The sequence below is a fragment of the Erythrobacter sp. KY5 genome (assembly GCF_003264115.1).
Classification (GTDB): Bacteria; Pseudomonadota; Alphaproteobacteria; order Sphingomonadales; family Sphingomonadaceae; genus Erythrobacter.
Genome location: NZ_CP021912.1, coordinates 2639149 through 2664407, shown reverse-complemented (window position 1 = coordinate 2664407; position 25259 = coordinate 2639149). Strand labels below are relative to the sequence as shown.

Below are 25259 nucleotides of genomic sequence, written 5' to 3'. Positions count from 1 at the left end.
TATCTTGAAGAGGGCCGTCCTTTTGGGCGGCCCTTTGCGTATCAATGCTCGGCGGCGAAGCGCGCCAGTTGTTGGGAATGCGCGTGGTGGTCGCCCTGTGCGCTTTCTTCCATACAGGCGTGCATCGCGAGAAGGGCATCGCCGGTCAGCTTAAGATCGAGATCGGCATAACAGCGCGCAATCGCACCCTCCCAGTCGCCGCCCAGCGCGTCGAAATGGAGGCGCGCAATCTTGCCATCCCATCGCGACAAGGTCCTCGCCATGCGCTCTTCACGCAGGACGATCTTGTGGCGCCAGAGTGCCTCGATCGTTTCGAGATCGCAGCTGTCGGACTGGATAGCCATCTGGTTCGCGCATAGCGAAACGGCGCTGCGCAGCACCTTTTCGCTATCCCGCTGGGCCACGACGAGTCGTGCATCGGGAAACAGGTCAAGTAGGGCAGGCAGGTCCTCGGCGAAAGCAGGCACTTTGAGGATGCGCGGCTTGTCAGCGATCCCGCGATGGGCGGCATCGGTTCTCAGGATGCGGGCGAATTCCCGGTAAATCGGCGCGGAATCCGCCGCCTCGCTCCACATCGAATAACTCGGAATATGCCACTGCGACTCGTAAATCGAGTGGTGCAGCGCCGCTGAAATCCACGCGAGTTCCTCTTCCACATCGCCCGGCGCCATCGGGTGGATCGATTGCAGCCACGGATTGAGCGCGTTGAGCATGACCAGATCAAGCGCGCTTCGGACCCGGTTGACGCCCTTCGCAGCAGGGACTGGGTGATAGGCATCGCAATATCGCGTGTGCGAATGCGCCGGGTCAGCGGCGAGCAGTTTGTGAATACGTGTCGTGCCCGACCGCATGTGACCGATCACGATGATCGGCGGGGCAAGCTCGGTCTCGGCCAGCTCAGGGCGATCGCGCCACAGCTTTCCGAAAGCAAGGCGGTTCTTCACCACGCGGCTCAGCTGACCCCACGCCATCGCCTTGCCCAGCGGGTTGAGGTCGGCCTCCTCGATCACGGCGTTGCACAGCCGCTCCAGCCGCTCCCGGAAATCGGCCACGTCTTCGCCTGAGCGCCCGCCGGTCTCGCCCTGAGTGTAGGCCGCATTGGTAGCGACGTCCCAAAGCGCATCAGCGCTGAGGTCGGGAGTGGGCAGCCAGCCTTTGTCCCACGCCGTCCCCAGCAGCGCGTTTGCCTTCTCCGCCAGACGCCCGCGCGCAAGGGGATGATCGCGTGGCGGTTTCCCCATCAGAACTGATCCGCTGCATCAAGGAGCCTGGTCAACCGAGCAGGCGCAACGCTGCGCCAGCTGCGGTGAAGCCATTCACCCACATGCTCCCAATCGACGCCCCTGGTATGTGGGGGCCGGTTGAGGATCACTCCGATCCAGCCACTCGCGCCGTAATAGGCCGGCTTGAAGTAAACCTCCGGCTGCGCTTCGACGAGGTCGAGCAGCTCGTCCATGCTGCCGGTTTTGACTAGCACTGCGATATGCTGCGAGCCATGATGCTGATCGCTGAAATGCGCGAAGAATTTGCCCGATTTCTCCGAGCCAACGCGAAAGCCGGGTGACCCGTGACTGTCGCGTTCGTGCGTTTCAGGCAGGGCGAGTGCAAGTTCGCGCAACTTGGCGAACAGATAATCAGGATCGTATCCGCGCGACACGTAATCCGCCACCGCGCGCGGATAGAGCTGGTGCTCTGCGGGTTTGACCCGTGCGGCGAGGCTATCGGGCGTGTCGTCCGGGGCGATAGCAACCTTGACCTGCGCCAGCACTTCGCCTGCGTCGAGTTCGGGTGTGACGATATGCACGCTCGATCCCGCATGGCTGTCGCCCGCCTCAATGGCGCGCGCAAACGTATCGAGGCCTCTGTATTTGGGCAGGAGCGAGGGGTGAATGTTGAGGATCCGGCCTTCCCATCGCTCGACAAAACTGTCCGACAGAATGCGCATATATCCGGCCAGCACGATGAAATCCGCGCCTGCCTCGATCACAGCCGCTTCCATCGCGGCGTCCTGTTCTTCGCGGCTGATGCCCTTGTGAGAATGTGTGAAGGTGGCGATGCCTTCGAGTTCAGCGAGCGCCAGCCCGCCCGCATCTGCCACGTTGCTCGCGACAAGCACGATTTCGTAAGCCGCACCGGCAAGGCGGCTGGCATAGAGCAGCGCGGCAAGATTGGTGCCGGTGCCCGAAATGAAGACTGCGATCTTCGCCTTGTGTGTCATGCTGGTCCCGTCACAGCATCAATGCCTCCACATACCTGCCCGCCAATCCTGCTGCGAATGTCGCGGCGAGACAAGGTGGGCGCGGTAACTCCCTTATGCCGTGTGCGTTGCGCTCCAATCGTCCAGCGCGCTCCACGTTCCGCGCGAACCGCTGACCGTGCAGCCACGCTCTCCGCTGTCGATCATGCCGACCTGGACGACCGTTTCGCCCGCGTCTTCGAGACGTCTGGTCACGGTCTCCACATCGGTTTCGGCGACGGCCAGCACCATCCCGACGCCGCAATTGAATGTGCGCGCCATCTCCTCAGGCTCAATCGCGCCTTGCGCTTGCAGGAAAGCCATCAGGCGCGGCTGCTCCCAAAGGTCGGCATTGACCTGCGCATGCGCGCCTTCGGGCAGGATACGAGGGATGTTTTCGAGAAGACCGCCGCCTGTGATGTGAGCAAGACCGTGGATCAGCCCATCGCGCAGCAGCGGCAGCAGGCTCGCGACATAAATGCGCGTTGGCTCGATCAGCGCGTCGATAAGCAGGCGCTCGGGGTCAAACAGGGCAGGGCGGTCCAGTTTCCAACCCTTGTCCGCCGCAAGCCGCCTTACCAGCGAATAGCCGTTCGAATGGACGCCTGAGCTTGCAAGCCCCAGAAGCACGTCACCGCTCGCGACTTTCTCGCCGGTGAGTTGCTCGCCGCGTTCGACTGCGCCGACGCAGAAACCTGCAAGGTCATAGTCGCCCTCGCCATACATGCCGGGCATTTCCGCGGTCTCACCGCCGATCAATGCGCATCCCGCCTGCTTGCACCCTTCGGCAATCCCGGCGACAACCCGTGTCGCGACGCCGTTTTCAAGCTTTCCGGTGGCGAAATAGTCGAGGAAGAACAACGGCTCTGCGCCTTGCACGATCAGATCGTTGACGCACATCGCAACGAGGTCGGTTCCGACCGTGTCGTGCCGGTCATAGTCGATTGCAAGCTTGAGCTTGGTCCCGACGCCGTCATTGGCGGCCACCAGCAAGGGATCGGTGTAACCCGCTGCCTTGGGATCGAAGAAGCCGCCAAAGCCTCCCAGATCGCTGGTTGCACCCGGCCTCGCCGTGGCCTTCGCCAACGGAGCGATGGCTTTCACCAGCGCATTGCCAGCATCGATCGAAACGCCGGCATCGGCGTATGTATATGGGGAGTTCTTGCCACTCATGCGCAAGGCTTTAGCCTTTCAGGCTTGGATTTCCACTTCGCATTGGGCAAAGACGCATCAGATTTCCCCGATGAGTATCTCTACGATCCTTTCCGGCCCGAATTTGAGAGCCATTTCCGCCCCGCGCTGGATCGCTGCGGTGCTGCTGGCGCTCACCTTGCTGGGGGGCGGCTATGCCTATGTGCTTGCACAGGTTTCGGGAGATCGCGGTATCGCTCCCACCGCGTCGAGCGCAGATATCGAAGTGCGCGGTATCGAAGTCGACGTTCGCGCCGATACAGGCGCCGAGGCGCGCGATGAGGCTTGGCGCCTCGCACAGCGTCAGGCGTGGGAGCAAGTCGGCGGGCCAGCGATCAATGACAGTCAGCTTGCCGGGATGGTGTCTGCCATCGTCATTCAGCGCGAGCGGATCGGGCCGAAGCGCTACGTTGCAACGCTTGGCGTGACCTTTGATCGCCAGCGCGCAGGGCGTTTCCTTGGCGGCGCTCGCAGCGCGCGATCATCCGCGCCGATGTTGGTGATCCCTGTGACGGTAAGCGGCGGCGCTTACACCACCTTCGAGGTTCGCAATCCGTGGCAGCGCGCATGGGCCGAATTCAATCCAGGCGGCAGCCGCATCGATTATGTCCGTCCGTCCGGCGCAGGGGGCGATTCGCTTTTGCTGACATATGGCCAGTCGGGTCGGCGCAGCCGTGCATGGTGGGCGAGCACGCTCGACCAGTTTGGCGCGGCAGACGCGCTTGTCCCGATTGCTAAGCTCGATCACCAGTTCCCCGGTGGCCCCATTCGCGGGACTTTCATCGCGCGCTACGGTCCGGACAGCAAATTCCTCGATACATTCGAGCTTGAGGCCAACGGTCCCGGACAATTGCAGGACATGCTAGGCGAAGCGGTGGAGCGCATGGACGCGATTTATGAACAGGCGCTTGCAGATGGCAAGCTGCAACCTGATCCGACCCTGCGCCTTGGCGGTTCGGGTCAGATAGACCCGGCGCTGGCCCGCCTGATCGAGATAGGACGCGCCATCCGGGCGCGCGATGCTGCCGCTGCCGAAGCTGCCGCGACCGCTGCTGAATTCCCGGCCGCAGAAGCGCCCACGCCGCAGCCAACACAGGCACCTGCCGTGGTACGCGCATTTGCTGTCCAGTTTGCAAGCCCCGATCCGATGACGTTCGATTCAACCCTGTCCAGCGTGCGCCAGGTTCCCGGAGTTCGCGCGCTTGCCGTCACCAGCACCGCGATGGGTGGCACATCGGTGATGAGCGTAAGCTATGGCGGCGATCTTTCCGCACTGGCCGCGGCGCTGCGTGAGCGTGGCTTCGCCGTGCGCGAGGGCAATAACGCGCTCGCCATCAGCCGCTAGACCTACCGGTGGTGGTGGCATGGCCGGTTCTTCGCACAGACAAATAGCCCTTCCGCTGGCTCCTGCTGGTGAGGGAGTTGCGCGCCGAATTGTTGTGGGGAACGCCAACGCGCCCGTGATCGAAGCGCTGCAAAATCCGGCGAATTGGCCATTTCACACCGCAGGTCTGACCGGTCCGCCGCGTTCGGGAAAGTCTCTCATCGGAAGCTGGGCCGCCGGGCAGGGGATCGAGGTTGTCGATGGCGCCGATGCCCTTGACGAAGCGGAGGTCTTCCACCGCTGGAACGCCGTGCAGGAGGGCGGATCGAAGGCCGGGAAAAAGCTGCTGCTGATCGCCGACAGAACGCCTTGGGAGATCGCCCTTCCAGACCTCAGATCGCGCCTCGGCGGTTCGCTGCAATTGGCCATTGGCGAGCCCGACGACGCCATGGCGGCGCAATTGATCCACGCCCATGCAGAAGCCCGCAGCCTCACTCTGGCAGAAGGCGCGGCGGACTATCTCGTTCCGCGCACGCGCCGATCATTTGCCGATATCGAGGCCCTTGTCGGTGCCATCGACCGCATCAGTCTTGAACGTGCAGCACCTGCCACCATGTCGGTGTGGAGGGCGGCGCTTGAAGCTTTGCATGGGCCCGACCAACAAAAACTGTTGTAGCGCGGATTTGCCTTTCGGCCCGTTTGGTGGGAGAATCAGCACCATGTTCGACAAGCTCAAGGCTTATCTGGCTTCGGTCCAGGCGCGCGACCCTGCCCCGCGTTCCCGCTGGGAAGTTCTTTTGTATCCAGGGGTTTTGGCGCTCGGCTTCCACCGGATCGCGCACTGGCTGTTCGATGCGAAGCTGTTTTTCCTGGCGCGTTTCGTAAACCATCTCAGCCGATTGCTGACCGCGATCGATATTCATCCGGGCGCCGAGATCGGGAAGAATTTCTTCATCGACCATGGCTTCACCGTCATCGGCGAGACCGCTGAAATCGGGGACAACGTCACGATCTATCAGTGCGTGACGCTGGGCGGCACCAATCCGACAAATGGCAAGGGCGGCAAGCGTCACCCGACCATCGCGGACAACGTCATCATCGGCTCGGGCGCGCAGGTCATTGGCCCCATTACGGTGGGAGAGCGCGCGCGGATCGGGGCAAACGCAGTGGTGACCGATGACGTGCCAGAAGGCGCGACGATGGTCGGCTTCAAGGCGCGCTCAACGCTCGTTCCGGCAGAAGAGTGGATCAAGGACTTCATTCCCTACGGCACGCCTTGCGAAGATGCTGAGGGCAACCGCGTCGACTGCATAGAGAAGCTGGAGAGCGAGCTGCAGGCGATGAAGGCGGAAATCGCCGCGCTCAAGGCAGAGCGACAGGTTGACGAGCCGGTTCAGGGCGACCTCGACCTTGCCAAGAAAAGCGGGACCGGCGCCTGATGAGTGCAGGTCTGGGAGCCGGGAGAACCGGCCAGGTTGTTGCCTTTCCGGGAAAGCAGGCCGCAAACCAGGTCGGCTTCGAACGCGAGGAGTTGCAGCGTATTCTCGATCTCTATGGCCGCATGGTGGCCGCTGGTGAATGGCGCGACTACGCGATGAATTTCGATCGGCACGCGGCGACCTTTGCCGCCTTCCGCCGCACCGCTGAACGCCCGCAAACCCGCATCGAAAAGCGCCCGAGCCTGCGGGGCAAGCAAGGCATGTACACTCTGTTTGGCGAGCACGGGCAGATCCTGAAGCGTGGCTCCGAACTCGTGAATGTGCTTGCGCCGGTAGAACGGCGCTTGGTGAAGGCCGTCGACGAGGACTAAGTTCCTCAATGCAAAAACGCGGACGGCATCTCTGCCGCCCGCGCCTTGCGATTCACAAAGTTTGCAAGCTTACCCGCGTGCGCTGGCGGGGCCGGTTCCGGTGACCTTCTGCATGGCTTTCAGGATGTTGCCTGACTGCTCGGAACCCGATTGCGGGGCGACGAGGTTCGAGAAGTCGTTGATCTCGTCCCAGCGTGCGGCGAAGCCTTCGACCGTACGGTCTTCGTCCTTTAGCCACACCGCGTCGTTCATCACGGTCCACGAAGAGTGGAAACCGCCGGCGCCTGCACCGACGATGGCGTTGGTGGGCGAGTCTTCGCTGACGAGGAAGAGCGCTGCCGGAACCACGTTCACCGGATCGAACAGCTTGAAGGCTTCTTCAGGGAAGAGGTCTTCGGTCATGCGCGTGCCGGCAACCGGCGACAGCGTGTTGACGCGAATGTTGTACTTTGCGCCTTCGAGCTGGAGCGTCTTGGTCAGGCCTGCGAGGCCGAGCTTGGCCGCGCCGTAGTTTGCCTGGCCGAAGTTGCCGAACAGGCCGGTCGACGATGCTGTCATGAGGACGCGGCCATAGGCCTGTTCGCGGAAGGTTTCCCAGCATGCCTTGGTGACGAAAGCCGAGCCGGTGAGGTGCACCTTGAGGACGAATTCGAAATCGTCCGGGGTCATCTTGTGGAAGGTCTTGTCGCGCAGCACGCCAGCATTGTTGATGAGGACATGCACGCCACCCCACTTCTGCTTGGCGTCGGCGACCATCTTTTCCATCTGCTCGTATTCGGTGACCGAACCGCCGTTTGACATGGCTTCGCCGCCCATCGCTTCGATCTCTTCGACGACCTTCAGAGCCATGTCGGAGTGGCCGGTGCCATCGCGTGCGCCGCCCAGATCGTTGACCACGACCTTCGCGCCGCGGCGGGCGAGTTCGAGCGCGTATTCACGGCCCAATCCGCCGCCTGCGCCGGTGACGATGGCTACCTTGTCCTTGAAGTCGATGGTCATGGGGAACGATCCTTTCCGTGGGGCTTGTTATTCTGCTTCGTGAGGGCGCGCGCTTTACGCTCGCGTAAACTCTTATGCGGCGCTGCGTGGCAGGAATCGTGCTGCGTTGCAACACCGTGCGCTGCGAAGTTGCGCTGCCGTAGCGTCAGATTGTTATTCTATAGCGCTTCGAGGGCAGGAATGAGGCTCTCGAGCGAATCAATGACTGCATCTGCGCCCAGTTGGTGGGGTGGTTTGTCGCAATAGCCATAAGCGGCGCCGATCACCGGAACCCCGGCAGCGCGCGCGGCTTTGACGTCATATGTCGAGTCGCCCACGAACGCGAAACGGCCACCTCCGCAGATCTCGCGCGCTTTGAGGACTGGCGCAGGGTCCGGTTTTGCGAGGTACTTTCCGTCAGGCCCCCTGCCCAAACTATTCCCGCCGATGACGGTTTCAAAGGGCGCGATGAAGTCGATCTGCGAGAGGATCGAGCGGGCGAATTCCTCGAACTTGTTGGTGACCACCACCATCTTCACGCCGCGCGATGCCAGCTCGGCCACCACTTCGCGGGCATGAGGGTAGGGCGCGGAATGCACGGCGTTGTGCTCTGAGTAGTAAGCCAGCATCGCTTTGTAGAGGGGCTTGAATTCGTCCTCTGGCAGCCCGCCTTGCGCTTCGATGGCGCGGGCGAGCATGATCTTGGCGCCGCCGCCGATCAGGTCTTTCGAGCTGTCGACAGGTACGGTCTCGAAGCCTCCCAGCCGAAGCGCGTGATTGACCGCTTCGCCAAGGTCGCGAAATGTGTCGAGTAGCGTGCCATCAAGGTCGAAACCCACGGCATCGAAAGGGAAATTGGCCATAGGCGGCATCGCGTGAAGGAACCGACTTCATTCTGCAAGCATTTGATGGCAAGCGCTGCCGGGCCTACAGGAGAGAGCATGACCGATTTCGCCGCCATTATCCTTGCCGCTGGCAAGGGCACCCGAATGAAGAGCGAGCTTCACAAGGTGCTCCACCCGATCGCGGGCAAGCCAATGCTGCTGCATCTGCTCGACAGCCTGGCTGAACTCACGCCTCAACGCACGGTCGTGGTGGTCGGTGACAGGCGCGAACAGGTCGACGAGGCGCTCGAAGGGCGCGATGTTTCGACCGCATTGCAGGACCCGCAGCACGGCACCGCGCACGCCGCCCTTCAGGCGCGAGAGGCTCTCACGGGCTTTTCGGGCAACATTCTCGTCTGCTTCGGCGATGTGCCGATGGTGCGGGCCGAGACCGTTCGGCGGCTGATCGCTGCGCTTGAGGACGGCGCGAAGGTCGCGGTGCTCGGCTTTCGCCCTGAAGACGCGCTCGCTTATGGCCGGATCATTGCCGATGACGATGGCACGGTGCGCAAGATGGTCGAATTCAAGGATGCGACCGAGCGCGAGAAGCGGACGCGCCTGTGCAATTCAGGCCTCATCGTCGCGCATTCGGACGATATGTGGCCGCTGCTCGATGCTGTCGATAACGACAATGCGCAGGGCGAATACTACCTTCCCGACGTCGCAACCGGAGCCATCGCGCGCGGTGACAAGGTCGTGGTGGTCGAAACCGATGCGGATGAAGTCGCAGGTATCAACAGCCGCGCCGAACTCGCCGAGGCGGAACAGCGCTGGCAGGCCACCCGCCGCGAGGAGGCGATGGCGGATGGGGCAACCCTGCGCGCGCCGGACACCGTGTTCTTCAGCTGGGATACGAAGATTGGCCGCGATGTCCTGATTGAACCCAACGTCGTCTTCGGCCCGGGCGTGAGCGTTGCTGACGATGTCCACATCAAGGCGTTCTGCCACATCGAGGGAGCCACCATCGCCAGCGGCGCTGCGGTTGGCCCATTTGCGCGCCTTCGTCCCGGCGCGGTGATGGAAGAGAACAGCTTCGTCGGCAACTTCGTCGAGATGAAGAAGGCAACCCTCGGCCCCGGCGCCAAGGCGAGCCATCTGACCTATCTGGGCGATGCCACCGTCGGAGCGAATGCCAATATTGGTGCAGGCACCATTACCTGCAATTACGACGGCTACTTCAAGTACCACACCACAATCGGGGACCGGGCCTTCATAGGTTCAAACAGTTCCCTGATCGCACCCGTCACAATCGGCGCGGATGCTATCGTTGCAGCGGGTTCTGCCGTCAGCCGTGACGTTGGCGCGGGCGACCTTCGCATGGTTCGCGGAGAGCAGGCTGTGAAGCCGGGTTGGGCTGACCGGTTCCATGATACGATGAAGAAGAAAAAGGCTGCTCAGAAGGACAAGTGAACGAGGAAGCGCTCACCTGCTGGCTGTGCGGACGCGGGTTTGAGAGCCGCCTTCAGTGGCACCATCCTGTGCCCAAGTCGAAGAAGGGCCGCGATACCGTGCCGGTCCATCCGATTTGCCACAAGACGATCCATGCGAACTTCACCAATGCCGAGCTCGCACGGATTGGCGATGATCCCGAGGCGCTTTGCGACAATCCTGCCATCGCGAAGTTCGTGAGGTGGATAGCGAACAAGCCGCCTGACTTTCACGCACCAACACGCAGCTAACCGCGCCATCCGGGAACCGCTTTCGCCCGTATCTGTAGAGGTAGGGCAACAGGCAAAGGAGTAAGCGCGATATGGGTGTGGCAAAATGGGTCTTGGCAGGAGCGGGCGTCGCAGCCATCGCGGGTGTGGCAGCAGTCGCTCAATACCGCGGTGACAACGAAGAACCTGCCTATCGCAGCGTGCTTGAAGACAAGAACTTCGAACTGCGCCAATACGAACCGATGATCGTGGCCGAGGTCACTCACATGGGTGACCGGCGCCGTGCAAGCGGGGCGAGCTTTCGCCGTCTTGCCGCTTACATCTTTGCGCAGGACCGGCCCGGCGGCGACCGGGAGAGGATCGCCATGACCGCTCCTGTAATCCATGAGCGCATCGACCAGGATCAGCCGATCGCCATGACTTCGCCCGTCCTTCAGGACGAGACCGCAACGGGCGAATGGCGGATGCGCTTCGTGATGCCGTCGCGCTTCACCATGGAGACTTTGCCGACGCCTCCTTCCGACATCGCCTTGACCAAGGTGCCAGCGCGCCGGGTCGCTGCGGTGCGCTTCAACGGCAATGGTTCGAACGCAGATCTTGCCAAGATGAAAGCGAAGCTCGCCGCGTGGGTCGAAGACCAGAACCTCACGCCGGTTGGAGACTTCGAGTACGCTTTCTACGATGCGCCCATGGTGCCAGGACCCATGCGGCGCAATGAGGTTCTGATAGAGGTCGCGGCCGAGTAGGGGGAACTCGCGGGTACGCCTGCGACCTCTATCGCTCCTTGCTCAAGCGTTCTCGAGATACTCCGTGCGTACAGGAGCCGGACGGGAATATTCACGTTCCCATTCCTCGAACTCGCTGCGGCTCAGCAGATAGCGCTCGCGCGCTTCGTGAAAGCTGATGGCGCGGTCATGCACTGCGCGCACCACATCGGCTTTGCGCGAGGCGGACCAGTGGACGCGGTGAGAGCGCGGCAGGCCGTAACGCTTAATCGCGTCGGCGATGGATATGTCGCGGGGGTAAGCCATTTTTCTAGTACTCCTTTGTATCCCGGCGAGGACAAAGGTGTGTTTTTGCACTTAACGAGGGCCTGCCAGACACGGTTAATTTCGCGTTGACGAACCTCTCCGTGCGCTTCCTGCGACGAACGGAGTGAAAAGTGTCGGACCGCTTTACAACTGACCGAGCGGTCAATGAAAAAGGGCGGCATCCCGCAGGAAACCGCCCTTTGCATCGCGCTCATCCGTCAGGAGTCGCGCCGGGTTTAGATAGGGCTCAGCCGCCCGTCTGTTCGTCCATCAGCTGTTGCATCAGATAGACATATTGAAGCGCCTGCAGCTTGGCGCGCTGTTCGTTATCGACGCCGCCCGAATGGCCGCCGGTCATGTCCTCGAAGTAGTAGTAGGGCTGTCCCAGCTCCTTGAGGCGGGCCGCACCCTTGCGAGCGTGCGCCGGGTGCGTGCGGTCGTCAGCGGTCGAGGCCCACAGGAATGGGGTGGGATAATCCACGCCCTCGATGATCTTCTGATAGGGTGAGTAGCCCTCGATCCATTCACGCTGTTCCGGGATACGCGGATCGCCATATTCGCCGATCCACGAAGCGCCGCGCCCGATCAGGTGATAGCGAAGCATGTCGAACAACGGGATCTGGACGATCGCCGCTCCGAACAAGTCAGGACGCTGCGTGAAGGCTGTGCCAACCAGCAGACCGCCTTGCGAGCCGCCCTGAATGCCGAGATGCTCCGGGCTGGTGAAGCCGCGGTCCACCAGGTCCTGTCCGACCGCGATGAAGTCGTCCCAGGTGCGCTGCTTGTTCTCGCGGATCGCAGTCTGGTGCCAGCCGGGGCCGAATTCACCGCCACCGCGCAGATTTGCGAGCACATAGGCGCCGCCGCGCTCCAGCCACATCTTACCGGTCGAACCCATGTAGCTTGGCAGACGCGGGATCTGGAAGCCGCCATAGCCGCTCATAAGGATGGCCGTTTCGCCGTCCATCTCCATGCCGGCAGGCTTGACGATGAAGTAGGGGATCTTGGTCCCGTCGGCGCTGGTTGCCTCGTGTTGCTCGACTTCCATACCGGACGCATCAAAGCGCGCGGGCGAGGTCTTGAGCGGCATCGGATCGGTCGAACCGTCGGTGTAGTAGAGCGTCGTCGGGTTGAGGAAGTCGGTGACCGTGAACATGATCTGCTCACTCTCATTCGAACTTGCCGCGACGCCCACAGTTGCGTTGTCGGGCAGGGCCACTTCTTCGCTGGTCCATGCGCCGTTCTCGTAGTTGAACTTGAGAACCTTGCCGACGACGTTGTCGAGCATGCCGACATACAGCGCGCCTGCCGTGATCGCACCGCCGCGCTTGGTCTGGCGCTCTGCCGGGGCCCAGACGAGCGTCTTGGCCGCGCCGTTCGGGTTCGCCTTCCATTCTTCGAGGTCCATCGCGATCAGGCTGTCAGCCGGGAAGGTCTGGCCATCGACTTCCCAATCAACATCGGTCGAAAGCAGCACTTGCCCATCGACGATCCCGTAAGGCGATGCCTTTTTCGGGATGTCGAGCTTGATCCATTCCTCGCTGTCATCGTCGTAGAGGAAGTATTCGCTCTCATGGAAGCTCACGCCGCGAAACGCGGTCATCGCCTGCACTTCGCCGCTCGCATCACGCAGCAGGCTTGCACCGGCCCACACATCGTCGGCCTGTCCACGGAACAGTTCGGGCGCATCGGCAAGATCGGTGCCGCGTTTCCACAGGCGGGTGGTGAAGGGGTATTCGCTGGCAGTCAGCGTGCCTTCGCCAAAATCGCGGCCTACGAGCAGCGTGTCAGCGTCGAGCCACTGGATGCCGCCCTGGCTCTTCTCTGCCAGTTCAAACCCACCTTCGACGAACTCACCGGTGGTCATGTTGAATTCGCGCATGATGGTGGCATCCTCGCCTCCATCGCTGAGCGCGATCATGCACATTTCCATGGCAGGCGGCAGGCAGGTCGAGCCCTTGTAGACCCACTCCTTGCCTTCAGCCGCAGCAAGCGCATCGATGTCGAGTACCGTTTCCCATTCTGGATTGTCGGTCTGGTAGCTTTCCAGCGTGGTGCGGCGAAGCAGACCCTTGGGGTTCTCCTTGTCCTGCCAGAAGTTGTAGAGGCCGTCCGGGCGGAAGCTCACGAACGGGATGCGATCCTCGCTGTCATAGATGGCAAGCGCTTCGGCTTTCAGCGTCTCGAAGCGCGGATCGTTCTCAAGCGCGGCGAGCGTGCGCTCATTCTCGGCTGTCACCCACGCCAGCGCTTCATCGCTGCGGGCCTCTTCAAGCCAGATATAGGGGTCTTCATTCGGGCCGGGCACGCCGGTTTCGTCCATCGGGGTTTCGTCCATGTGCGCATCGGCATTTGCGGCGCTGGCTGCTCCAATCGTCATGGCAGCAGCAAGGGCCAGAGCGATGGTGTTCGTGGAAACAAGTTTCAAATGTCCTCTCCTCGGGGATTTCGGAAAGGTTTGTGCATGGAGAGCCGTTGATTGTGAAGGGCTAAATGCGGCCAGGAGAGCCTGAGATTACATTTGGAAAAGACATCGGGCAGGGCGAGCAATTCTATTTCGCAAAACCTTTCACTATGCAGGCGGGAAGTCGTTCTGGAATGGCGCGATCGGGTCGCGGGAAGGGGGCAGTAATTGGCTTGATTGCTCGCAGGAGCTCAGCCGGGCTCTTTTTCGGCGACGGGAGCAGGCAAGGCTATCGCATATTCGCGCCCCTGCAGCCAGTCGACGTACTTTCCAGCCAGCCACCACACCAGAATTACCAGCGGTGCGGACACCATGCCGTCAGTCGCATAATGCCAACCGAGGTGGATCGAGCCGATATAGATGACCGCCGCATAGGCCCAGCCGATGACCGTCAAAACTCTCGACCCTTGTTGCTGGAGCCAGAGCGCCGCCGCGACTGAAATCGCTACGTGGATCGACGGCATGGCCGAGATACCGCTGATGAGCAGGGGATTGTCCATGGTGTCGATCAGCGTATCTTTCACCATGATGACCGACGGCGCTTGATCAGACAGCACTGCGAGCATCGGATCGAAACTGCGGTCGCCGAAGAAGTCTCCGACCATCACCGGTCCTACCGACGCCATCAACATGGCGAGCCCGCCACCCAGGAAAAGCCAGGTGAATTGCAGGACGAGGGCAAAGCGGATTTTCTGCGCTTCGTTGAAGGAGAAGGCGACCCATACGGCAAGCCCGATATGGACCATGTGCCACGCGTTGTAGAGCCACACGATCTGACCCGTCGCCCAACCGAACAAGGCATGCGTGATCCGCCAGGGATCGGTGCCGAAGAAGAGCTTGCGATCCAATTCGACAAGAAACGGATCGAGATAGAACGGCATTACAAATGGGATCGATTTCTTGATGCCGCTGAACACCTCCAGCGACATCGCCAGTGAGAGATAGAGTGCGCCGGCCCAAACGACTTTGTGCCAGTGTTCGCGAAAATCACTGGCCAGTTGTGAAACCGGATTTGGATTGCGAGCGATCACCGGGCGCAGCAGGAAGAAGATCGCGAAGACCGGCGTCAGAAGAAGGACGAGATTGATAAACGCATTGCCGCGATTGTTGTCGGGCACGGGTGCCAGCAACGCGATCAGCGCGACCGCGACAACTGTCAGATAGCCGATGCTGATGCCGCGAATTTTCATGCGATGACTAACTGGCTCCGTCACTGGTGCTGGGACATTTGATCCCGTTCCCGCCTGAAATCCCAAAAGAAAAGGGCGACCCGCAGGCCGCCCCATTCACTTCGCAATTCTTGGTAAAGATCCGCTTAATTCTCGACATGCTCGGCGAGAACAGTCAGGCCAGCGTCGCCGACTTCAGCAAAGCCGCCGCGCACTTCGATGGTTTCAGGCGCAGCGCCTTCGGTCTTGTAGACCTGCACAGCGCCATCGCGGATTGTGCTCATGAAAGGCGCGTGGCCTTCGAGCACGCCGAATTCGCCTTCGGTGCCGGGGACGACGACCATGTGGACGTCCTCGCTGCGGACCAGCTTGGCGGGGGTTACGAGTTCGAAGTGGAGTGCCATCGATCAGTTTCCATCAATCGCCGCATCGAATGAAGATGTGGCCTTCTCAAATTTGTCGCGGCAGCCCGGATTGCAAAACCCGACGACCTTGCCGCGATACAGGGTCAGGCTGTCGCCCGAGACCGGATCGCCCGACCATGGGCACACTGCGTTGACACAGTCCGCCAGGTCGAGCGTTTCCGGCACGTCCCTTAGCTTTCCTCAGCGAGCCTGGCTGCCTTTTCGACAACCATGTCGATGCCGCCAACCATGTAGAAGGCCGCTTCGGGCAGGTGGTCGTATTCACCATCGACCACAGCCTTGAACGACTTGATCGTGTCTTCGAGCTGCACGAACAGGCCCGGAATGTTGGTGAAGACTTCGGCCACGTGGAACGGCTGCGACAGGAACTTCTGGATCTTGCGCGCGCGGGCCACGGTGAGCTTATCTTCTTCCGAAAGCTCGTCCATGCCGAGAATGGCGATGATGTCCTGAAGGCTCTTGTACTTCTGCAGCGTTTCCTGAACGCGGCGAGCGGTCTCGTAGTGTTCCTGACCGACAACGCGCGGTTCGAGAACGCGGCTGGTCGAGTCCAGCGGGTCCACCGCCGGGTAGATGCCGAGCTCCGAGATGGCGCGCGACAGAGTGGTCGTCGCGTCAAGGTGAGCAAACGACGTTGCAGGGGCAGGGTCGGTCAAGTCATCTGCGGGAACGTAGATGGCCTGCACCGAGGTGATCGAGCCCTTGGTCGTTGAGGTGATGCGTTCCTGCAGGTTACCCATGTCGGTCGACAGGGTCGGCTGGTAGCCCACTGCCGAAGGAATACGGCCGAGAAGTGCGGACACTTCCGAACCCGCCTGCGTGAAGCGAAAGATGTTGTCGACGAAGAACAGGACGTCCTGACCTTCCTGGTCGCGGAAGTATTCTGCCATGGTCAGACCCGACAGAGCAACGCGTGCACGTGCGCCCGGAGGCTCGTTCATCTGACCGAAGACGAGTGCAACCTTCGAACCTTCGCTGATGGCTTCGCCAGCTTCGTTCTTGGCGATAACGCCAGCGTCGAGGAATTCGTGGTAGAGGTCGTTACCTTCACGGGTACGCTCACCAACGCCTGCGAACACGGACACGCCGCCGTGGCCCTTTGCGATGTTGTTGATGAGTTCCTGAATGAGAACCGTCTTGCCAACGCCAGCGCCGCCGAACAGGCCGATCTTGCCGCCCTTTGCGTAAGGAGCGAGAAGGTCGATCACCTTGATGCCGGTGACGAGAATGTCTGCTTCGGTCGACTGGTCGACAAAGGCCGGAGCCTCTGCGTGGATCGGGCTGGTCATGTCAGCGCCAACCGGGCCACGCTCGTCAATGGCTTCGCCGACGACGTTCATGATGCGGCCGAGCGTCTTGGGGCCGACCGGAACGCTGATCTGCGCGCCGGTGTTGATAACTTCCTGACCACGAACAAGGCCTTCGGTCGCATCCATAGCGATGGTGCGGACGGTGTTTTCGCCAAGGTGCTGCGCGACTTCGAGGACGAGCGTCTTGCCGTCATTCTTGGTTTCGAGCGCGGTCAGAATTGCGGGCAGTTCACCGGGGAACTGCACGTCGACGACAGCGCCGATGACCTGGCTGATCGTGCCGTTGGTGGTCTGATTGAGTACGGGTGCGGTGGCCATGTGTCTTTCCTTAGCCTTGCTTTACAGCGCTTCTGCGCCAGCGATAATTTCGATGAGTTCGGTGGTGATCGCAGCCTGACGGCTGCGGTTGTACTGGATCGTCAGCTTGTTGATGAGGTCGCCTGCATTGCGCGTGGCGTTGTCCATCGCGGTCATCGAAGCGCCTTGCTCCGATGCCTCACGCTCAAGCAGGGAACCGAAAAGCTGCGTCTTTACATAGCGAGGAAGCAGCTCTTCGAGAATTTCCTCTTCGCCCGGCTCATACTCGACCACGGCGTCGGTCTCCTCTGCCGTTTCGGGTGAGGGGACGGGGATCAGCTGGTTGACGGTCGGGTTCTGAACCAGTGCCGACTGAAACGTCGGGTAGATCAGGTGTGCGACGTCATACTTGCCGTCTTCGAACATCTGGATGAGCTCGGCAGCGATGGCGTCGGCCTCTTCGAAGCCCGGCGTCTTTACGTCCGAAGTGTCGAAGTGGTGGCCGATCCGCTCGGGATATTCGCGCTTCAGCGGTGCGCGGCCCTTCTTGCCGACGAGGTAGAACTCGACCGACTTGCCTTCAGCCAGAAGCGCCTGCGCTTTGGCCTTGGCAGCCTTGACGAGGTTCGAGTTGAGACCGCCGCAAAGGCCCTTGTCGGTGTTTACCACAACCAGAAGGTTGCGCTGGTCCGAGCCGGTGCCTGCGAGAAGCTTGGGCGCGCTGTCGCCCGAAACCTTGCCCGCAAGGCTCGCCATGACAGCTGTCAGGCGCTCCTGATACGGGCGTGCGGCTTCGGCAGCGGCCTGCGCACGGCGCAGCTTGGCCGCAGCGACCATCTGCTTGGCCTTGGTGATCTTCTGGGTCGACTTGACCGAGTTGATCCGACCTTTGAGTTCCTTGAGTGAGGGCACTTACCCTTGCTCCTTATGCGAACTGCTTGGCGAAGGCTTCGAGGCCCGCAACCACAGCAGCCTTGGTGTCGTCTTCGAACTTGCCGGTGGTGCGGATCGTTTCGAGAACGTCGGCGTGCTCGCTGCGGAAGAAGGCGAGCATCTGCTCTTCGTATTCGTTGACGCGGTCGACCGCGATCGAATCGATGAAGCCGTTGGTGCCGGCAAAGATCGACACGGTCTGCTCTTCGAACGGCATCGGGTTGAACTGCTTCTGCTTCAGAAGCTCGGTCAGGCGAGCGCCGCGGTTCAGAAGCTTCTGCGTTGCCGCGTCGAGGTCCGAACCGAACTGCGCAAACGCGGCCATTTCGCGGTACTGAGCAAGGTCGAGCTTCATCGAGCCCGAGACCTTCTTCATTGCCTTGGTCTGGGCGGCACCGCCCACGCGGCTAACCGACAGACCCACGTTAATCGCAGGACGGATGCCCTGGTAGAACAGGTCGGTTTCGAGGAAGATCTGGCCGTCGGTGATCGAAATCACGTTGGTCGGAATATATGCCGACACGTCGCCTGCCTGCGTTTCAATGATTGGAAGCGCGGTAAGCGAACCGCCGCCTTCTGCCTTGTTCATCTTTGCAGCGCGCTCAAGCAGGCGGCTGTGGAGATAGAAAACGTCACCCGGATAGGCTTCACGGCCCGGAGGACGACGCAGCAGGAGCGACATCTGACGATAGGCAACAGCCTGCTTCGAAAGGTCGTCATACACGATCACGGCGTGCATGCCGTTGTCGCGGAAGAATTCACCCATCGCGCAACCGGTGTAGGGCGCGAGGTACTGAAGCGGTGCAGGCTCCGAAGCGGTAGCGGCAACGACGATGGAATATTCCATCGCGCCGTTTTCTTCGAGCTGCTTCACGATCTGCGCAACGGTCGAACGCTTCTGACCCACGGCGACATAGACGCAGTAGAGCTTCTTGCCTTCGTCATCGCCCGCATTGACGCCCTTCTGGTTGATGAAGGTGTCGATCGCGACAGCGGTCTTGCCGGTCTGGCGGTCGCCGATGATCAGCTCGCGCTGGCCGCGGCCGACCGGAACGAGAGCATCGACGGCCTTGAGGCCGGTTTGCACAGGCTCGGAAACCGATTCGCGCGGGATGATGCCCGGAGCCTTGACTTCGACGCGGCTACGCTCGGTCGTTTCGATCGGGCCCTTGCCGTCGATCGGGTTGCCCAGCGCGTCGACCACGCGGCCCAGCAGGGCCTTGCCAACGGGAACGTCCACGATGGTCTCGGTGCGTTTGACGGTGTCGCCTTCCTTGATCTCGGCGTCCGAGCCAAAGATCACGACGCCGACATTGTCCGCTTCCAGATTGAGGGCCATGCCCTGAACGCCATTGGCGAATTCAACCATTTCACCGGCCTGAACCTTGTCGAGGCCGTGGATGCGGGCGATGCCGTCACCAACGCTGAGCACGGTGCCGACTTCGCTGACCTGTGCTTCGGTGCCGAAATTGGCGATCTGGTCCTTGATGACCTTTGAGATTTCTGCGGCGCGGATTTCCATGTTTGTAGTCCTTTAAGCCTTCATGGCCTGGGCGAGAGAATTAAGGCGAGTGCGGATCGAGGCATCAATGCGCTGCGATCCAATGGTGACGACGAGCCCGCCCAGAAGGTCGGGATTTTCGTCGGCTGTAAGCATGACGGTGCGGCCCACGCGAGCGGTGAGCTTGTCCTTGAGCGCCATGAGCTGAGCATCGGTCAGCTTGTGCGCGCTGGTGACATTGGCCGAAACCTCGCCGCGCTGTGCGGCGGCGATGGTTTTGAAGGCTGCGATCATCTCGGGCAGTTTCGACAGACGGCGATTGCCTGCGAGCACGCCGAGGAAGTTGGTGGTGAGCTCATTCAGCGAGAGGTGCTTTGCCACCGCCGCGACCGCTGCACCTTGTTGGGCGCGAGAGAGTTCCGGGTTGTTGGTGGCAGCAGTCAGATCGTCCGACTCGCTCAGCGCAGCGCCGAGCGTTTCGAGATCGGATTCGACCGAAGTGACGGTTCCGTTTTCGGAAGCCAGATCGAACAGGGCCGAGGCGTAACGGCCTGCAAGGCTAGCCTGAATACCGGCGGAATTATCCACGCGTTTGGATCCTCTTTGAGGAGTGAAGAAAACAAATGACGCATTCGGGGAATCTGCAGGGGGCAAGGGGCCTCTGCGCCGAAGCTGGCGCGCGCCTAGCAATTCGATTCTGATTCCGCAAGCCGGGTGGTCAGATTGGATGACCTGTCCACGCCTTAACCGCGCCGCTGCCTGCAACTCAAAAGCGCTGGACTTTTGGCTTACCGATCGGTAAGTAAGGCGCGTGCAAAGCTGGCAAGGCCGTGGTACTCAGCCAGCAAGAGTGGGAGAGGAACCTATGCAAACGACCCCGATGGCACCTGAATGCGGTGTCGAGATTTCCGGCGTTGCGCTCGCCTCGTGCAGCGATGCGGAAATGCAGGACATCAAGAATGCGATTTATGAGCACGGTGTCGCCGTGTTCCGCGATCAGGAATTCTCGAAAGAAGATCACATCACCTTCGGCAAGCGCTGGGGCGGGATCGATGTGAACAATTATTTCCCGCTGACCGAAGATTATGCAGAAATCGCGGTGGTCAAGAAAGACCCCGATCAGACCGTCAATATTGGCGGCGATTGGCATACCGACCATTCTTATGATCAGATCCCTGCGATGGGATCGGTGCTGGTCGCGCGCGAACTCCCACCACAAGGTGGCGACACGATGTGGGCGCATATGGGTGCAGCCTATGATGCGCTGCCGCAGGACCTCAAGGACGAGATCGAAGGCCTCGAGGCATTTCACACTGCCGACCACATCTACAAGGCCGACGGGCTTTACGCCCAGACCGATATGGGCCGCAGCCTGCGCGGGCATGATCTCAAGACCGGTGCAGTCCACCCGGTCGTCATCCGTCACCCGCATACCGGTCGCAAGCTGCTCTATGTAAATCGCGCTTTCACGATCAACATCGTCGGTCGCACTCGCGAGGAGAGCCTGCCGCTTTTGCAGCGCCTCTATGACGCGGCGCTGACCGGTGACAATGAATGCCGCCTACAATGGAAGCCCGGCACGGTCGCGATCTGGGATAATCGCACGACATGGCACAATGCGATGAACGATTATCAGGGCCACTACCGTGAGATGCACCGCATCACCTTATCGGGTGAAGCGCTGGCGGCCTGATCGTTTGAGGGCGGGGCGGGTTTAGCCGTCCGCCTCTTCGTCCTCGATCATCTCTTGATAGGCGCGTTTGGAATACGTCTCGAGACGACTTCCCCACGTGCCGGGCGGCATTGAATAGAGCCCGCGAAGATAGGCCTTGTCGAGCTGCGTAAGCGACTGCGGTCCGGTGAGCACGTCGCCCTCGAACAAAGTCAGGATCGACGAGGCAGCCAGTTCATCAGCGTCAAAGTTCCGGCGCGGCGATCCGAGCAGTTGCAGCGTGGCAAAGTCTGCAATCTGGTTGAGGTGCACGTTCTCCAGCTGCCGCACGTCGAAGACGATAAAGCTGCTGCTGCGCGTGCGCGGGAGAGAAGCGCGGAACCGCGATGCGCCATACTCTCTCTGTTGGGCGACATTGCCTGCAGCATCGTCGAACAGAAAGCCGGATCCGCCAACAGCCCCAGTATTCTGTTCGTTGGCCGAGCGCGCAAAGCGTGGCTGCACACCTTCGATGTTCCACGCTACAAAAGGTAGGCCGCGATTTATCTCTGTCCGAATATCGCGAACGGCATCGGCGTTGAAGATTTGCGGCCGTTCGCGCCGCAAGCGATCCAGAAGGGTGCCGGGCCTGTCGACGACTATGACGACAGCGTTGGCGGTGCATCCCCGCTCGCCCAGCTCCAACCCTGCATCGACGGCATTGGCACGAACCCGCGTCGCCACGCGTTCGCTCAATTCTGCGCCCAGCCCGACGACGGTAAGGCAAAGGGGATCTATGAAGCGCGGAATAGCTTCCCTTGGCCGGCGGCTGTGGCTGATATCCTTGACGCCCTGCCGCACTTCCTCCTCGCGCAAGGGACGGTCGGCTCGCACCTCGATCTCCGGCTCGTCGATGCGGATGTTCACGGTTTCGCGGCTCTCCTGCGCCTGCAACGCCATGGGGGAGGCGAAAGCAAACGCTAGCGCGGCGGTGCGGAGGAAGGGAAGGATAGGCAAGCGCATCTGCGAACTCCGCTCTTTTTGGGGAATTGCAGCATATGGCAAAAATGGCGCCGCGCAAAATTGGCCGGCACGCATGCACAATTATCCGAGCGAACGCGTCAGCCATACGATCGGAACTACCGACAAAAGGACATACCCGACGATTACCTGCCACCAGCGCGCAGCGAAGATCATCGCTATGCAGATGAGGCCTAGAACGGCATCGCTGGCTATGGTCGCGAAGAATTCGTTGAGCGAGATGTCGCGTTGCCACGCGTTCCAAAACCAGCGCATATTCACCGACCAGAAGAACAGCGACATCAAGATCCACTGATAGCGCCGATTCTCCTGATAATAATCCGCGAGATCCACCCCATCATCGTCGATCTGGTCGGGAAACGACACCGCCGCGAGCAGCGCCAGCGTCACCAGCTGAAACATGATCGGCAGGAACTCGCCGAGCGTGATCGCGCCCTCGTTGTTCTTCGCCGCACCCCACCAATAGGCAATGATCGTAAGCAGCACAAACAGCGCGAAGATCGGCTGCGCCCAATGCCATTTGACCTTTTTCGAACGCAGAACGTTGTTCAGGTGCTCAAGCTCGAATGCAATCGCGACACCGAGCACGATTGAGGCAAGGACCAGCGCTTGCTCCACTCCTATTGCTCCGCGTTCAAGGCGCCAGCGCCGCTATCTGCGCGCTTTGTCTCGCACGAATAGACCAGCCGTTCATTGGGCCGTTCAGGCAATTGCGCGACCAGAGCGCTCTGCTGTTCTGCGACGGTGCGCGCGGCATCGGTGACACCGCATGCTGGCGGGTCATAGGCGCTGCGGGCCTCGCGCGCGGCGTTCATGGCCTGACGCCCGAGCAGATAACGGTCGGTGCGGAAGGTGCGCGTGTCGGGATCGTAAGTGCTGACCGAAACCGCCGCTTCGTCGCCCGGGACCAGCACGCGAGTCCAGTCGCCGTTCATGAGCCCGTATTGAGTGCGCTCATTGACGCAGCCGGTCGCGGCCCAGTCGAATTCGACGTCATCCGTGCGCGCACCGGTGATGCGGCTGCGGTCGGTGTCGAGCGTGCAGATCAGCGTCCCGTCGCCAACGATGGTCGATGCAGGATTGGTGGTGTCGGTTGGCGGCGCGTCGTCTTCTCCCAGCAGCGCGGCGGTGCGTTCCTCGATCTCGGAATAGCCGGGCCGCGTGACCCAGACGATCACCGTTGCAATTAACGCCGCGCCTGCAACCCCCGCCGCGATCATCGCGCGGTTCCTCAGCTCGGGCTTGTCGGCAAGCGAGGTGCGAAGCTGGCCCGCGGTGTAGGCTGCGCCAATCGCCACCAGCAGCAGCACCATCGCGATAGCCATCGCGTTGTCACGGCGCTCCATCACTTCAATCTGCGCCTGGAGCCGGGCTGCATCACGCGCCTCGCGCAAAGCCGTCTCACGCGCTGCAATTCGTTCCTGCGCTTCCGCGCGCTGTTGCTCGAAGCGAGCGCGCTCAGCTGCGTTCAATTCGTCAATCGAGCGACAGGGCAGCGAATTCACGCGCGGCTGAATCTCGTTCTCGCGCAGGAAAGGCATCAGCTCGCGCAGGGATACCGCGAAGTAGAACTCGGCATCCGACCCGTCCGAATCCGCGCCGAAGCTGTTCACCCCGAGCACCCGCCCGCAGCCATCAAGCAGCGGCCCGCCCGAATTGCCGCGCGCAATCGGAGCGGTGTGGAGGATCGTGTCGAACTGCCGGCTGGGTCGCTGGCCCGAGAGGAACCCCCGGCTCTTTACCGGCGGCTGAGCACGGAAGATGTCGCTCATCTCCAGCCCTTGCGCCAGATCGACATTCATCGGGTAACCGACCGCCGAAACCTCTCCCATGTCGCCGTTGACCTCGCCTGCCAGAGTAAGCGGTTCGAGGCGAAGCGATCCGTCGGTGATTTCCAGCAGGGCAAGGTCGTTGCGCGGGCTGACTGCCAAGGGGGTGGCGAAGGTGGCCGCATCGCCTTCGCTCGGAACGATCCCGATGCGCAAAGTGTCGTCGAGCAAAGCTTCGCGGATGACGTGCGCATTGGTGACGATTTGCGTGGGGGAGACGGCAAAGCCGCTGCCATGCGTGACCGCCACAACCTCATCGCCGCTTCGGTCGATTAGGACCACGCGCACGACCCCGCGCGCCGCCGCATCGACATCGCCGGGATCTGCAGATGTTGGCGCGGTGATCAGTGCGAGGGCGAAAAGCGCCAGAAATTTGCGAAACAATGCTATCATCTCCTCCACCCTTATGCAGCCGCGTACATTGACCGCAAGCTTCGGGATGCGCTTAGTTGGGGGTGCTGCGACAAAGACGCCATGGCACACGAACACACCTTGACCGATGATCAGCGCTGGCAAATCGCGCTGGCCAAGGACCGCCGGTATGACGGAGCCTTCGTAACGGGCGTCCATTCGACGGGCATTTACTGCCGGCCATCATGTCCGGCGCGGGCACCGTTGCGCAAGAATGTGCGCTTTTATGCGACGCCCGCGGACGCCGAAGCGGCGGGCCTGCGCGCCTGCAAGCGGTGTTCGCCCAACACCCAGAGCGGGGAGGAAGCCTGCGTGCTAGCCGCCATCGCTGCGATCCGGGCCGATGGTGCGCAGACCCTTGACCAGCTGGCGGACCTTACCGGCTATTCCCCGACGCACTTTCAACGATTGTTCAAGCGCACCGTCGGCCTGTCACCCGCAGCATTCGCAAGAGCGCTGCGCGAAGAACGCGTGCGTGGCGCGCTGGGAAACGGCGCGAGCGTCACCGATGCTCTCTATGAGGCCGGTTATGCGAGCGCCTCGCGCTTTTATGACAACACGAAGGACAAGCTGGGCATGAGGGCAAGCGACTGGAGCAGGGGCGGCGAGGGTGTACGTATCCATTGGACCGTGATCGCGACTTCGCTGGGCGATATGCTGGTTGCCGCGACCGATAAGGGCGTGTGCTGCCTCAGTTTCGGCGAGGGCGAGGTGGAGTTGCAGGCGCGTTTCCCCAAGGCCAATCTGGTTGAGGCGGGCGACGAGTTCAAGACCCTGTTCGAGCAGGTCACGGCCGCCGTTGAGCAACCCGCGCTCGACAATTCGCACATTCCGTTGGACGTGCATGGCACCGCGTTTCAGCAACGCTGCTGGCAGGCATTGCGCACAATTCCCGCAGGCGAAACGCGCAGCTATGGCGAGCAGGCCGCGATGCTTGGTAATCCCAAGGCCAGTCGCGCCGTGGGCAGTGCGAACGGCGCGAACAACGTCGCTGTCCTGATACCGTGCCACCGCGTTGTGCAGGCCGATGGCTCGATTGGCGGCTACGCCTATGGGCCTCAGATCAAGGCTGAGTTGCTCAAGCGTGAAGGCGCTGCGCAAGAGGAGTTGTTTTGA

At 61.4% G+C, this 25259-nt stretch carries 26 protein-coding genes; 9 read left to right on the top strand and 17 right to left on the bottom strand.

The annotated features are described in order from the left end of the window. Positions 1-41: 41 nt before the first annotated feature. The 3 genes from CD351_RS12750 to purM form a co-directional block, all read right to left on the bottom strand. Positions 42-1241, bottom strand: a complete 1200-nt coding sequence (locus CD351_RS12750) for a sulfotransferase (RefSeq protein WP_111992988.1) — start codon at positions 1239-1241, stop codon at positions 42-44. Then, positions 1241-2218 carry a phosphoribosylglycinamide formyltransferase gene (purN, locus tag CD351_RS12745; RefSeq protein WP_111992987.1) on the bottom strand — a complete coding sequence of 326 codons (978 nt, stop codon included), beginning with the start codon at positions 2216-2218 and terminating at the stop codon, positions 1241-1243. The genes CD351_RS12750 and purN overlap by 1 nt, the downstream gene beginning before the upstream one ends. Positions 2219-2311: 93 nt before the next feature. Continuing rightward, positions 2312-3409, bottom strand: a complete 1098-nt coding sequence (gene purM, locus CD351_RS12740) for a phosphoribosylformylglycinamidine cyclo-ligase (protein ID WP_111992986.1) — start codon at positions 3407-3409, stop codon at positions 2312-2314. Positions 3410-3479: 70 nt separating this feature from the next. Between purM and CD351_RS12735 the strand changes: the two genes are divergently transcribed. The 4 genes from CD351_RS12735 (at position 3480) to CD351_RS12720 (ending at position 6561) form a co-directional block, all read left to right on the top strand. Next, a complete protein-coding gene (locus CD351_RS12735; protein ID WP_234027130.1) occupies positions 3480-4772 on the top strand; it encodes a heavy-metal-associated domain-containing protein in 1293 nt (430 codons plus the stop codon). Positions 4773-4866: 94 nt separating this feature from the next. Then, positions 4867-5427: a DnaA ATPase domain-containing protein gene (locus CD351_RS12730; protein WP_234027129.1), complete on the top strand. Its 561-nt coding sequence runs from the start codon at positions 4867-4869 to the stop codon at positions 5425-5427. A 43-nt stretch (positions 5428-5470) separates the two neighbouring features. After that, positions 5471-6190, top strand: coding sequence for a serine O-acetyltransferase EpsC (gene epsC, locus CD351_RS12725; RefSeq protein ID WP_111992983.1), 720 nt, complete (start codon positions 5471-5473; stop codon positions 6188-6190). After that, positions 6190-6561, top strand: coding sequence for a DUF2794 domain-containing protein (locus tag CD351_RS12720; RefSeq protein WP_111992982.1), 372 nt, complete (start codon positions 6190-6192; stop codon positions 6559-6561). Before epsC ends, CD351_RS12720 begins: the two co-directional genes overlap by 1 nt. Positions 6562-6630: 69 nt before the next feature. Here CD351_RS12720 and CD351_RS12715 read toward each other — a convergent pair whose 3' ends face one another. After that, positions 6631-7560 carry an SDR family NAD(P)-dependent oxidoreductase gene (locus tag CD351_RS12715; RefSeq protein WP_111992981.1) on the bottom strand — a complete coding sequence of 310 codons (930 nt, stop codon included), beginning with the start codon at positions 7558-7560 and terminating at the stop codon, positions 6631-6633. Between the two features lie 158 nt (positions 7561-7718). Continuing rightward, the gene (locus tag CD351_RS12710) at positions 7719-8402 is read right to left on the bottom strand and encodes an HAD-IA family hydrolase (RefSeq protein ID WP_111992980.1); all 684 of its coding nucleotides are present in this window, start codon (positions 8400-8402) and stop codon (positions 7719-7721) included. 78 nt (positions 8403-8480) lie between these two features. Between CD351_RS12710 and glmU the strand changes: the two genes are divergently transcribed. The 3 genes from glmU (at position 8481) to CD351_RS12695 (ending at position 10827) form a co-directional block, all read left to right on the top strand. Further along, positions 8481-9833: a bifunctional UDP-N-acetylglucosamine diphosphorylase/glucosamine-1-phosphate N-acetyltransferase GlmU gene (glmU, locus tag CD351_RS12705; protein ID WP_111992979.1), complete on the top strand. Its 1353-nt coding sequence runs from the start codon at positions 8481-8483 to the stop codon at positions 9831-9833. After that, entirely contained in the window at positions 9830-10102 is a 273-nt protein-coding gene (locus CD351_RS12700) for an HNH endonuclease (RefSeq protein ID WP_111992978.1), read from the top strand. Before glmU ends, CD351_RS12700 begins: the two co-directional genes overlap by 4 nt. Positions 10103-10173: 71 nt before the next feature. Next, the gene (locus tag CD351_RS12695; protein WP_111992977.1) at positions 10174-10827 is read left to right on the top strand and encodes a heme-binding protein; all 654 of its coding nucleotides are present in this window, start codon (positions 10174-10176) and stop codon (positions 10825-10827) included. A gap of 42 nt (positions 10828-10869) precedes the next feature. On the opposite strand, the gene CD351_RS12690 is transcribed toward CD351_RS12695, so the two are convergent. From CD351_RS12690 to CD351_RS12650, 9 genes are all read right to left on the bottom strand, one after another. Next, positions 10870-11112 carry a DUF1153 domain-containing protein gene (locus tag CD351_RS12690; RefSeq protein ID WP_111992976.1) on the bottom strand — a complete coding sequence of 81 codons (243 nt, stop codon included), beginning with the start codon at positions 11110-11112 and terminating at the stop codon, positions 10870-10872. 247 nt (positions 11113-11359) lie between these two features. Continuing rightward, entirely contained in the window at positions 11360-13540 is a 2181-nt protein-coding gene (locus CD351_RS12685; protein ID WP_111992975.1) for a prolyl oligopeptidase family protein, read from the bottom strand. A gap of 227 nt (positions 13541-13767) precedes the next feature. Beyond that, positions 13768-14766: a phosphatase PAP2 family protein gene (locus CD351_RS12680; protein ID WP_162627720.1), complete on the bottom strand. Its 999-nt coding sequence runs from the start codon at positions 14764-14766 to the stop codon at positions 13768-13770. 125 nt (positions 14767-14891) lie between these two features. Next, a complete protein-coding gene (locus CD351_RS12675) occupies positions 14892-15149 on the bottom strand; it encodes an ATP synthase F1 subunit epsilon (RefSeq protein WP_111992973.1) in 258 nt (85 codons plus the stop codon). Between the two features lie 3 nt (positions 15150-15152). Further along, positions 15153-15335, bottom strand: a complete 183-nt coding sequence (locus tag CD351_RS12670; RefSeq protein WP_111992972.1) for a glutathione S-transferase — start codon at positions 15333-15335, stop codon at positions 15153-15155. Between the two features lie 5 nt (positions 15336-15340). After that, complete coding sequence (atpD, locus tag CD351_RS12665) at positions 15341-16798, bottom strand: F0F1 ATP synthase subunit beta (protein WP_111992971.1); 1458 nt, start codon at positions 16796-16798, stop codon at positions 15341-15343. Between the two features lie 21 nt (positions 16799-16819). Then, positions 16820-17689, bottom strand: a complete 870-nt coding sequence (locus CD351_RS12660) for a F0F1 ATP synthase subunit gamma (protein ID WP_111992970.1) — start codon at positions 17687-17689, stop codon at positions 16820-16822. A gap of 13 nt (positions 17690-17702) precedes the next feature. Continuing rightward, positions 17703-19232: a F0F1 ATP synthase subunit alpha gene (gene atpA / locus CD351_RS12655; protein WP_111992969.1), complete on the bottom strand. Its 1530-nt coding sequence runs from the start codon at positions 19230-19232 to the stop codon at positions 17703-17705. A gap of 12 nt (positions 19233-19244) precedes the next feature. Beyond that, a complete protein-coding gene (locus tag CD351_RS12650; protein ID WP_111992968.1) occupies positions 19245-19799 on the bottom strand; it encodes a F0F1 ATP synthase subunit delta in 555 nt (184 codons plus the stop codon). Positions 19800-20076: 277 nt separating this feature from the next. Here CD351_RS12650 and CD351_RS12645 point away from each other — a divergent pair, with 277 nt between their 5' ends. Further along, on the top strand, positions 20077-20904 hold the full coding sequence (locus tag CD351_RS12645; RefSeq protein WP_111992967.1) for a TauD/TfdA family dioxygenase: 828 nt from the start codon (positions 20077-20079) through the stop codon (positions 20902-20904). A gap of 21 nt (positions 20905-20925) precedes the next feature. Here CD351_RS12645 and CD351_RS12640 read toward each other — a convergent pair whose 3' ends face one another. The 3 genes from CD351_RS12640 to CD351_RS12630 all read right to left on the bottom strand — a co-directional run bounded on the left by CD351_RS12640 (position 20926) and on the right by CD351_RS12630 (position 24125). Beyond that, positions 20926-21885 (bottom strand): hypothetical protein, encoded by a 960-nt coding sequence (locus CD351_RS12640; protein ID WP_162627719.1) that lies wholly within the window; start codon positions 21883-21885, stop codon positions 20926-20928. Positions 21886-21966: 81 nt separating this feature from the next. Then, entirely contained in the window at positions 21967-22521 is a 555-nt protein-coding gene (locus CD351_RS12635) for a hypothetical protein (RefSeq protein ID WP_111992965.1), read from the bottom strand. Positions 22522-22523: 2 nt separating this feature from the next. Further along, positions 22524-24125: a trypsin-like peptidase domain-containing protein gene (locus tag CD351_RS12630; protein ID WP_111992964.1), complete on the bottom strand. Its 1602-nt coding sequence runs from the start codon at positions 24123-24125 to the stop codon at positions 22524-22526. Positions 24126-24206: 81 nt separating this feature from the next. Here CD351_RS12630 and ada point away from each other — a divergent pair, with 81 nt between their 5' ends. Continuing rightward, on the top strand, positions 24207-25259 hold the full coding sequence (gene ada, locus CD351_RS12625; RefSeq protein ID WP_111992963.1) for a bifunctional DNA-binding transcriptional regulator/O6-methylguanine-DNA methyltransferase Ada: 1053 nt from the start codon (positions 24207-24209) through the stop codon (positions 25257-25259).

Coding starts and splice junctions, on each gene's coding strand:
- CD351_RS12645 (WP_111992967.1), top strand. CDS start 20,077: ATGCAAACGACCCCGATGGCACCTGAATGCGGTGTCGAGATTTCCGGC.
- CD351_RS12675 (WP_111992973.1), bottom strand. CDS start 15,149: ATGGCACTCCACTTCGAACTCGTAACCCCCGCCAAGCTGGTCCGCAGC.
- CD351_RS12680 (WP_162627720.1), bottom strand. CDS start 14,766: ATGAAAATTCGCGGCATCAGCATCGGCTATCTGACAGTTGTCGCGGTC.
- CD351_RS12710 (WP_111992980.1), bottom strand. CDS start 8,402: ATGGCCAATTTCCCTTTCGATGCCGTGGGTTTCGACCTTGATGGCACG.
- CD351_RS12695 (WP_111992977.1), top strand. CDS start 10,174: ATGGGTGTGGCAAAATGGGTCTTGGCAGGAGCGGGCGTCGCAGCCATC.
- CD351_RS12735 (WP_234027130.1), top strand. CDS start 3,480: ATGAGTATCTCTACGATCCTTTCCGGCCCGAATTTGAGAGCCATTTCC.
- CD351_RS12630 (WP_111992964.1), bottom strand. CDS start 24,125: ATGATAGCATTGTTTCGCAAATTTCTGGCGCTTTTCGCCCTCGCACTG.
- CD351_RS12720 (WP_111992982.1), top strand. CDS start 6,190: ATGAGTGCAGGTCTGGGAGCCGGGAGAACCGGCCAGGTTGTTGCCTTT.
- purN (WP_111992987.1), bottom strand. CDS start 2,218: ATGACACACAAGGCGAAGATCGCAGTCTTCATTTCGGGCACCGGCACC.
- atpA (WP_111992969.1), bottom strand. CDS start 19,232: ATGGAAATCCGCGCCGCAGAAATCTCAAAGGTCATCAAGGACCAGATC.
- atpD (WP_111992971.1), bottom strand. CDS start 16,798: ATGGCCACCGCACCCGTACTCAATCAGACCACCAACGGCACGATCAGC.
- CD351_RS12715 (WP_111992981.1), bottom strand. CDS start 7,560: ATGACCATCGACTTCAAGGACAAGGTAGCCATCGTCACCGGCGCAGGC.
- CD351_RS12690 (WP_111992976.1), bottom strand. CDS start 11,112: ATGGCTTACCCCCGCGACATATCCATCGCCGACGCGATTAAGCGTTAC.
- CD351_RS12750 (WP_111992988.1), bottom strand. CDS start 1,241: ATGGGGAAACCGCCACGCGATCATCCCCTTGCGCGCGGGCGTCTGGCG.
- purM (WP_111992986.1), bottom strand. CDS start 3,409: ATGAGTGGCAAGAACTCCCCATATACATACGCCGATGCCGGCGTTTCG.
- glmU (WP_111992979.1), top strand. CDS start 8,481: ATGACCGATTTCGCCGCCATTATCCTTGCCGCTGGCAAGGGCACCCGA.
- epsC (WP_111992983.1), top strand. CDS start 5,471: ATGTTCGACAAGCTCAAGGCTTATCTGGCTTCGGTCCAGGCGCGCGAC.
- CD351_RS12640 (WP_162627719.1), bottom strand. CDS start 21,885: ATGCGCTTGCCTATCCTTCCCTTCCTCCGCACCGCCGCGCTAGCGTTT.
- ada (WP_111992963.1), top strand. CDS start 24,207: ATGGCACACGAACACACCTTGACCGATGATCAGCGCTGGCAAATCGCG.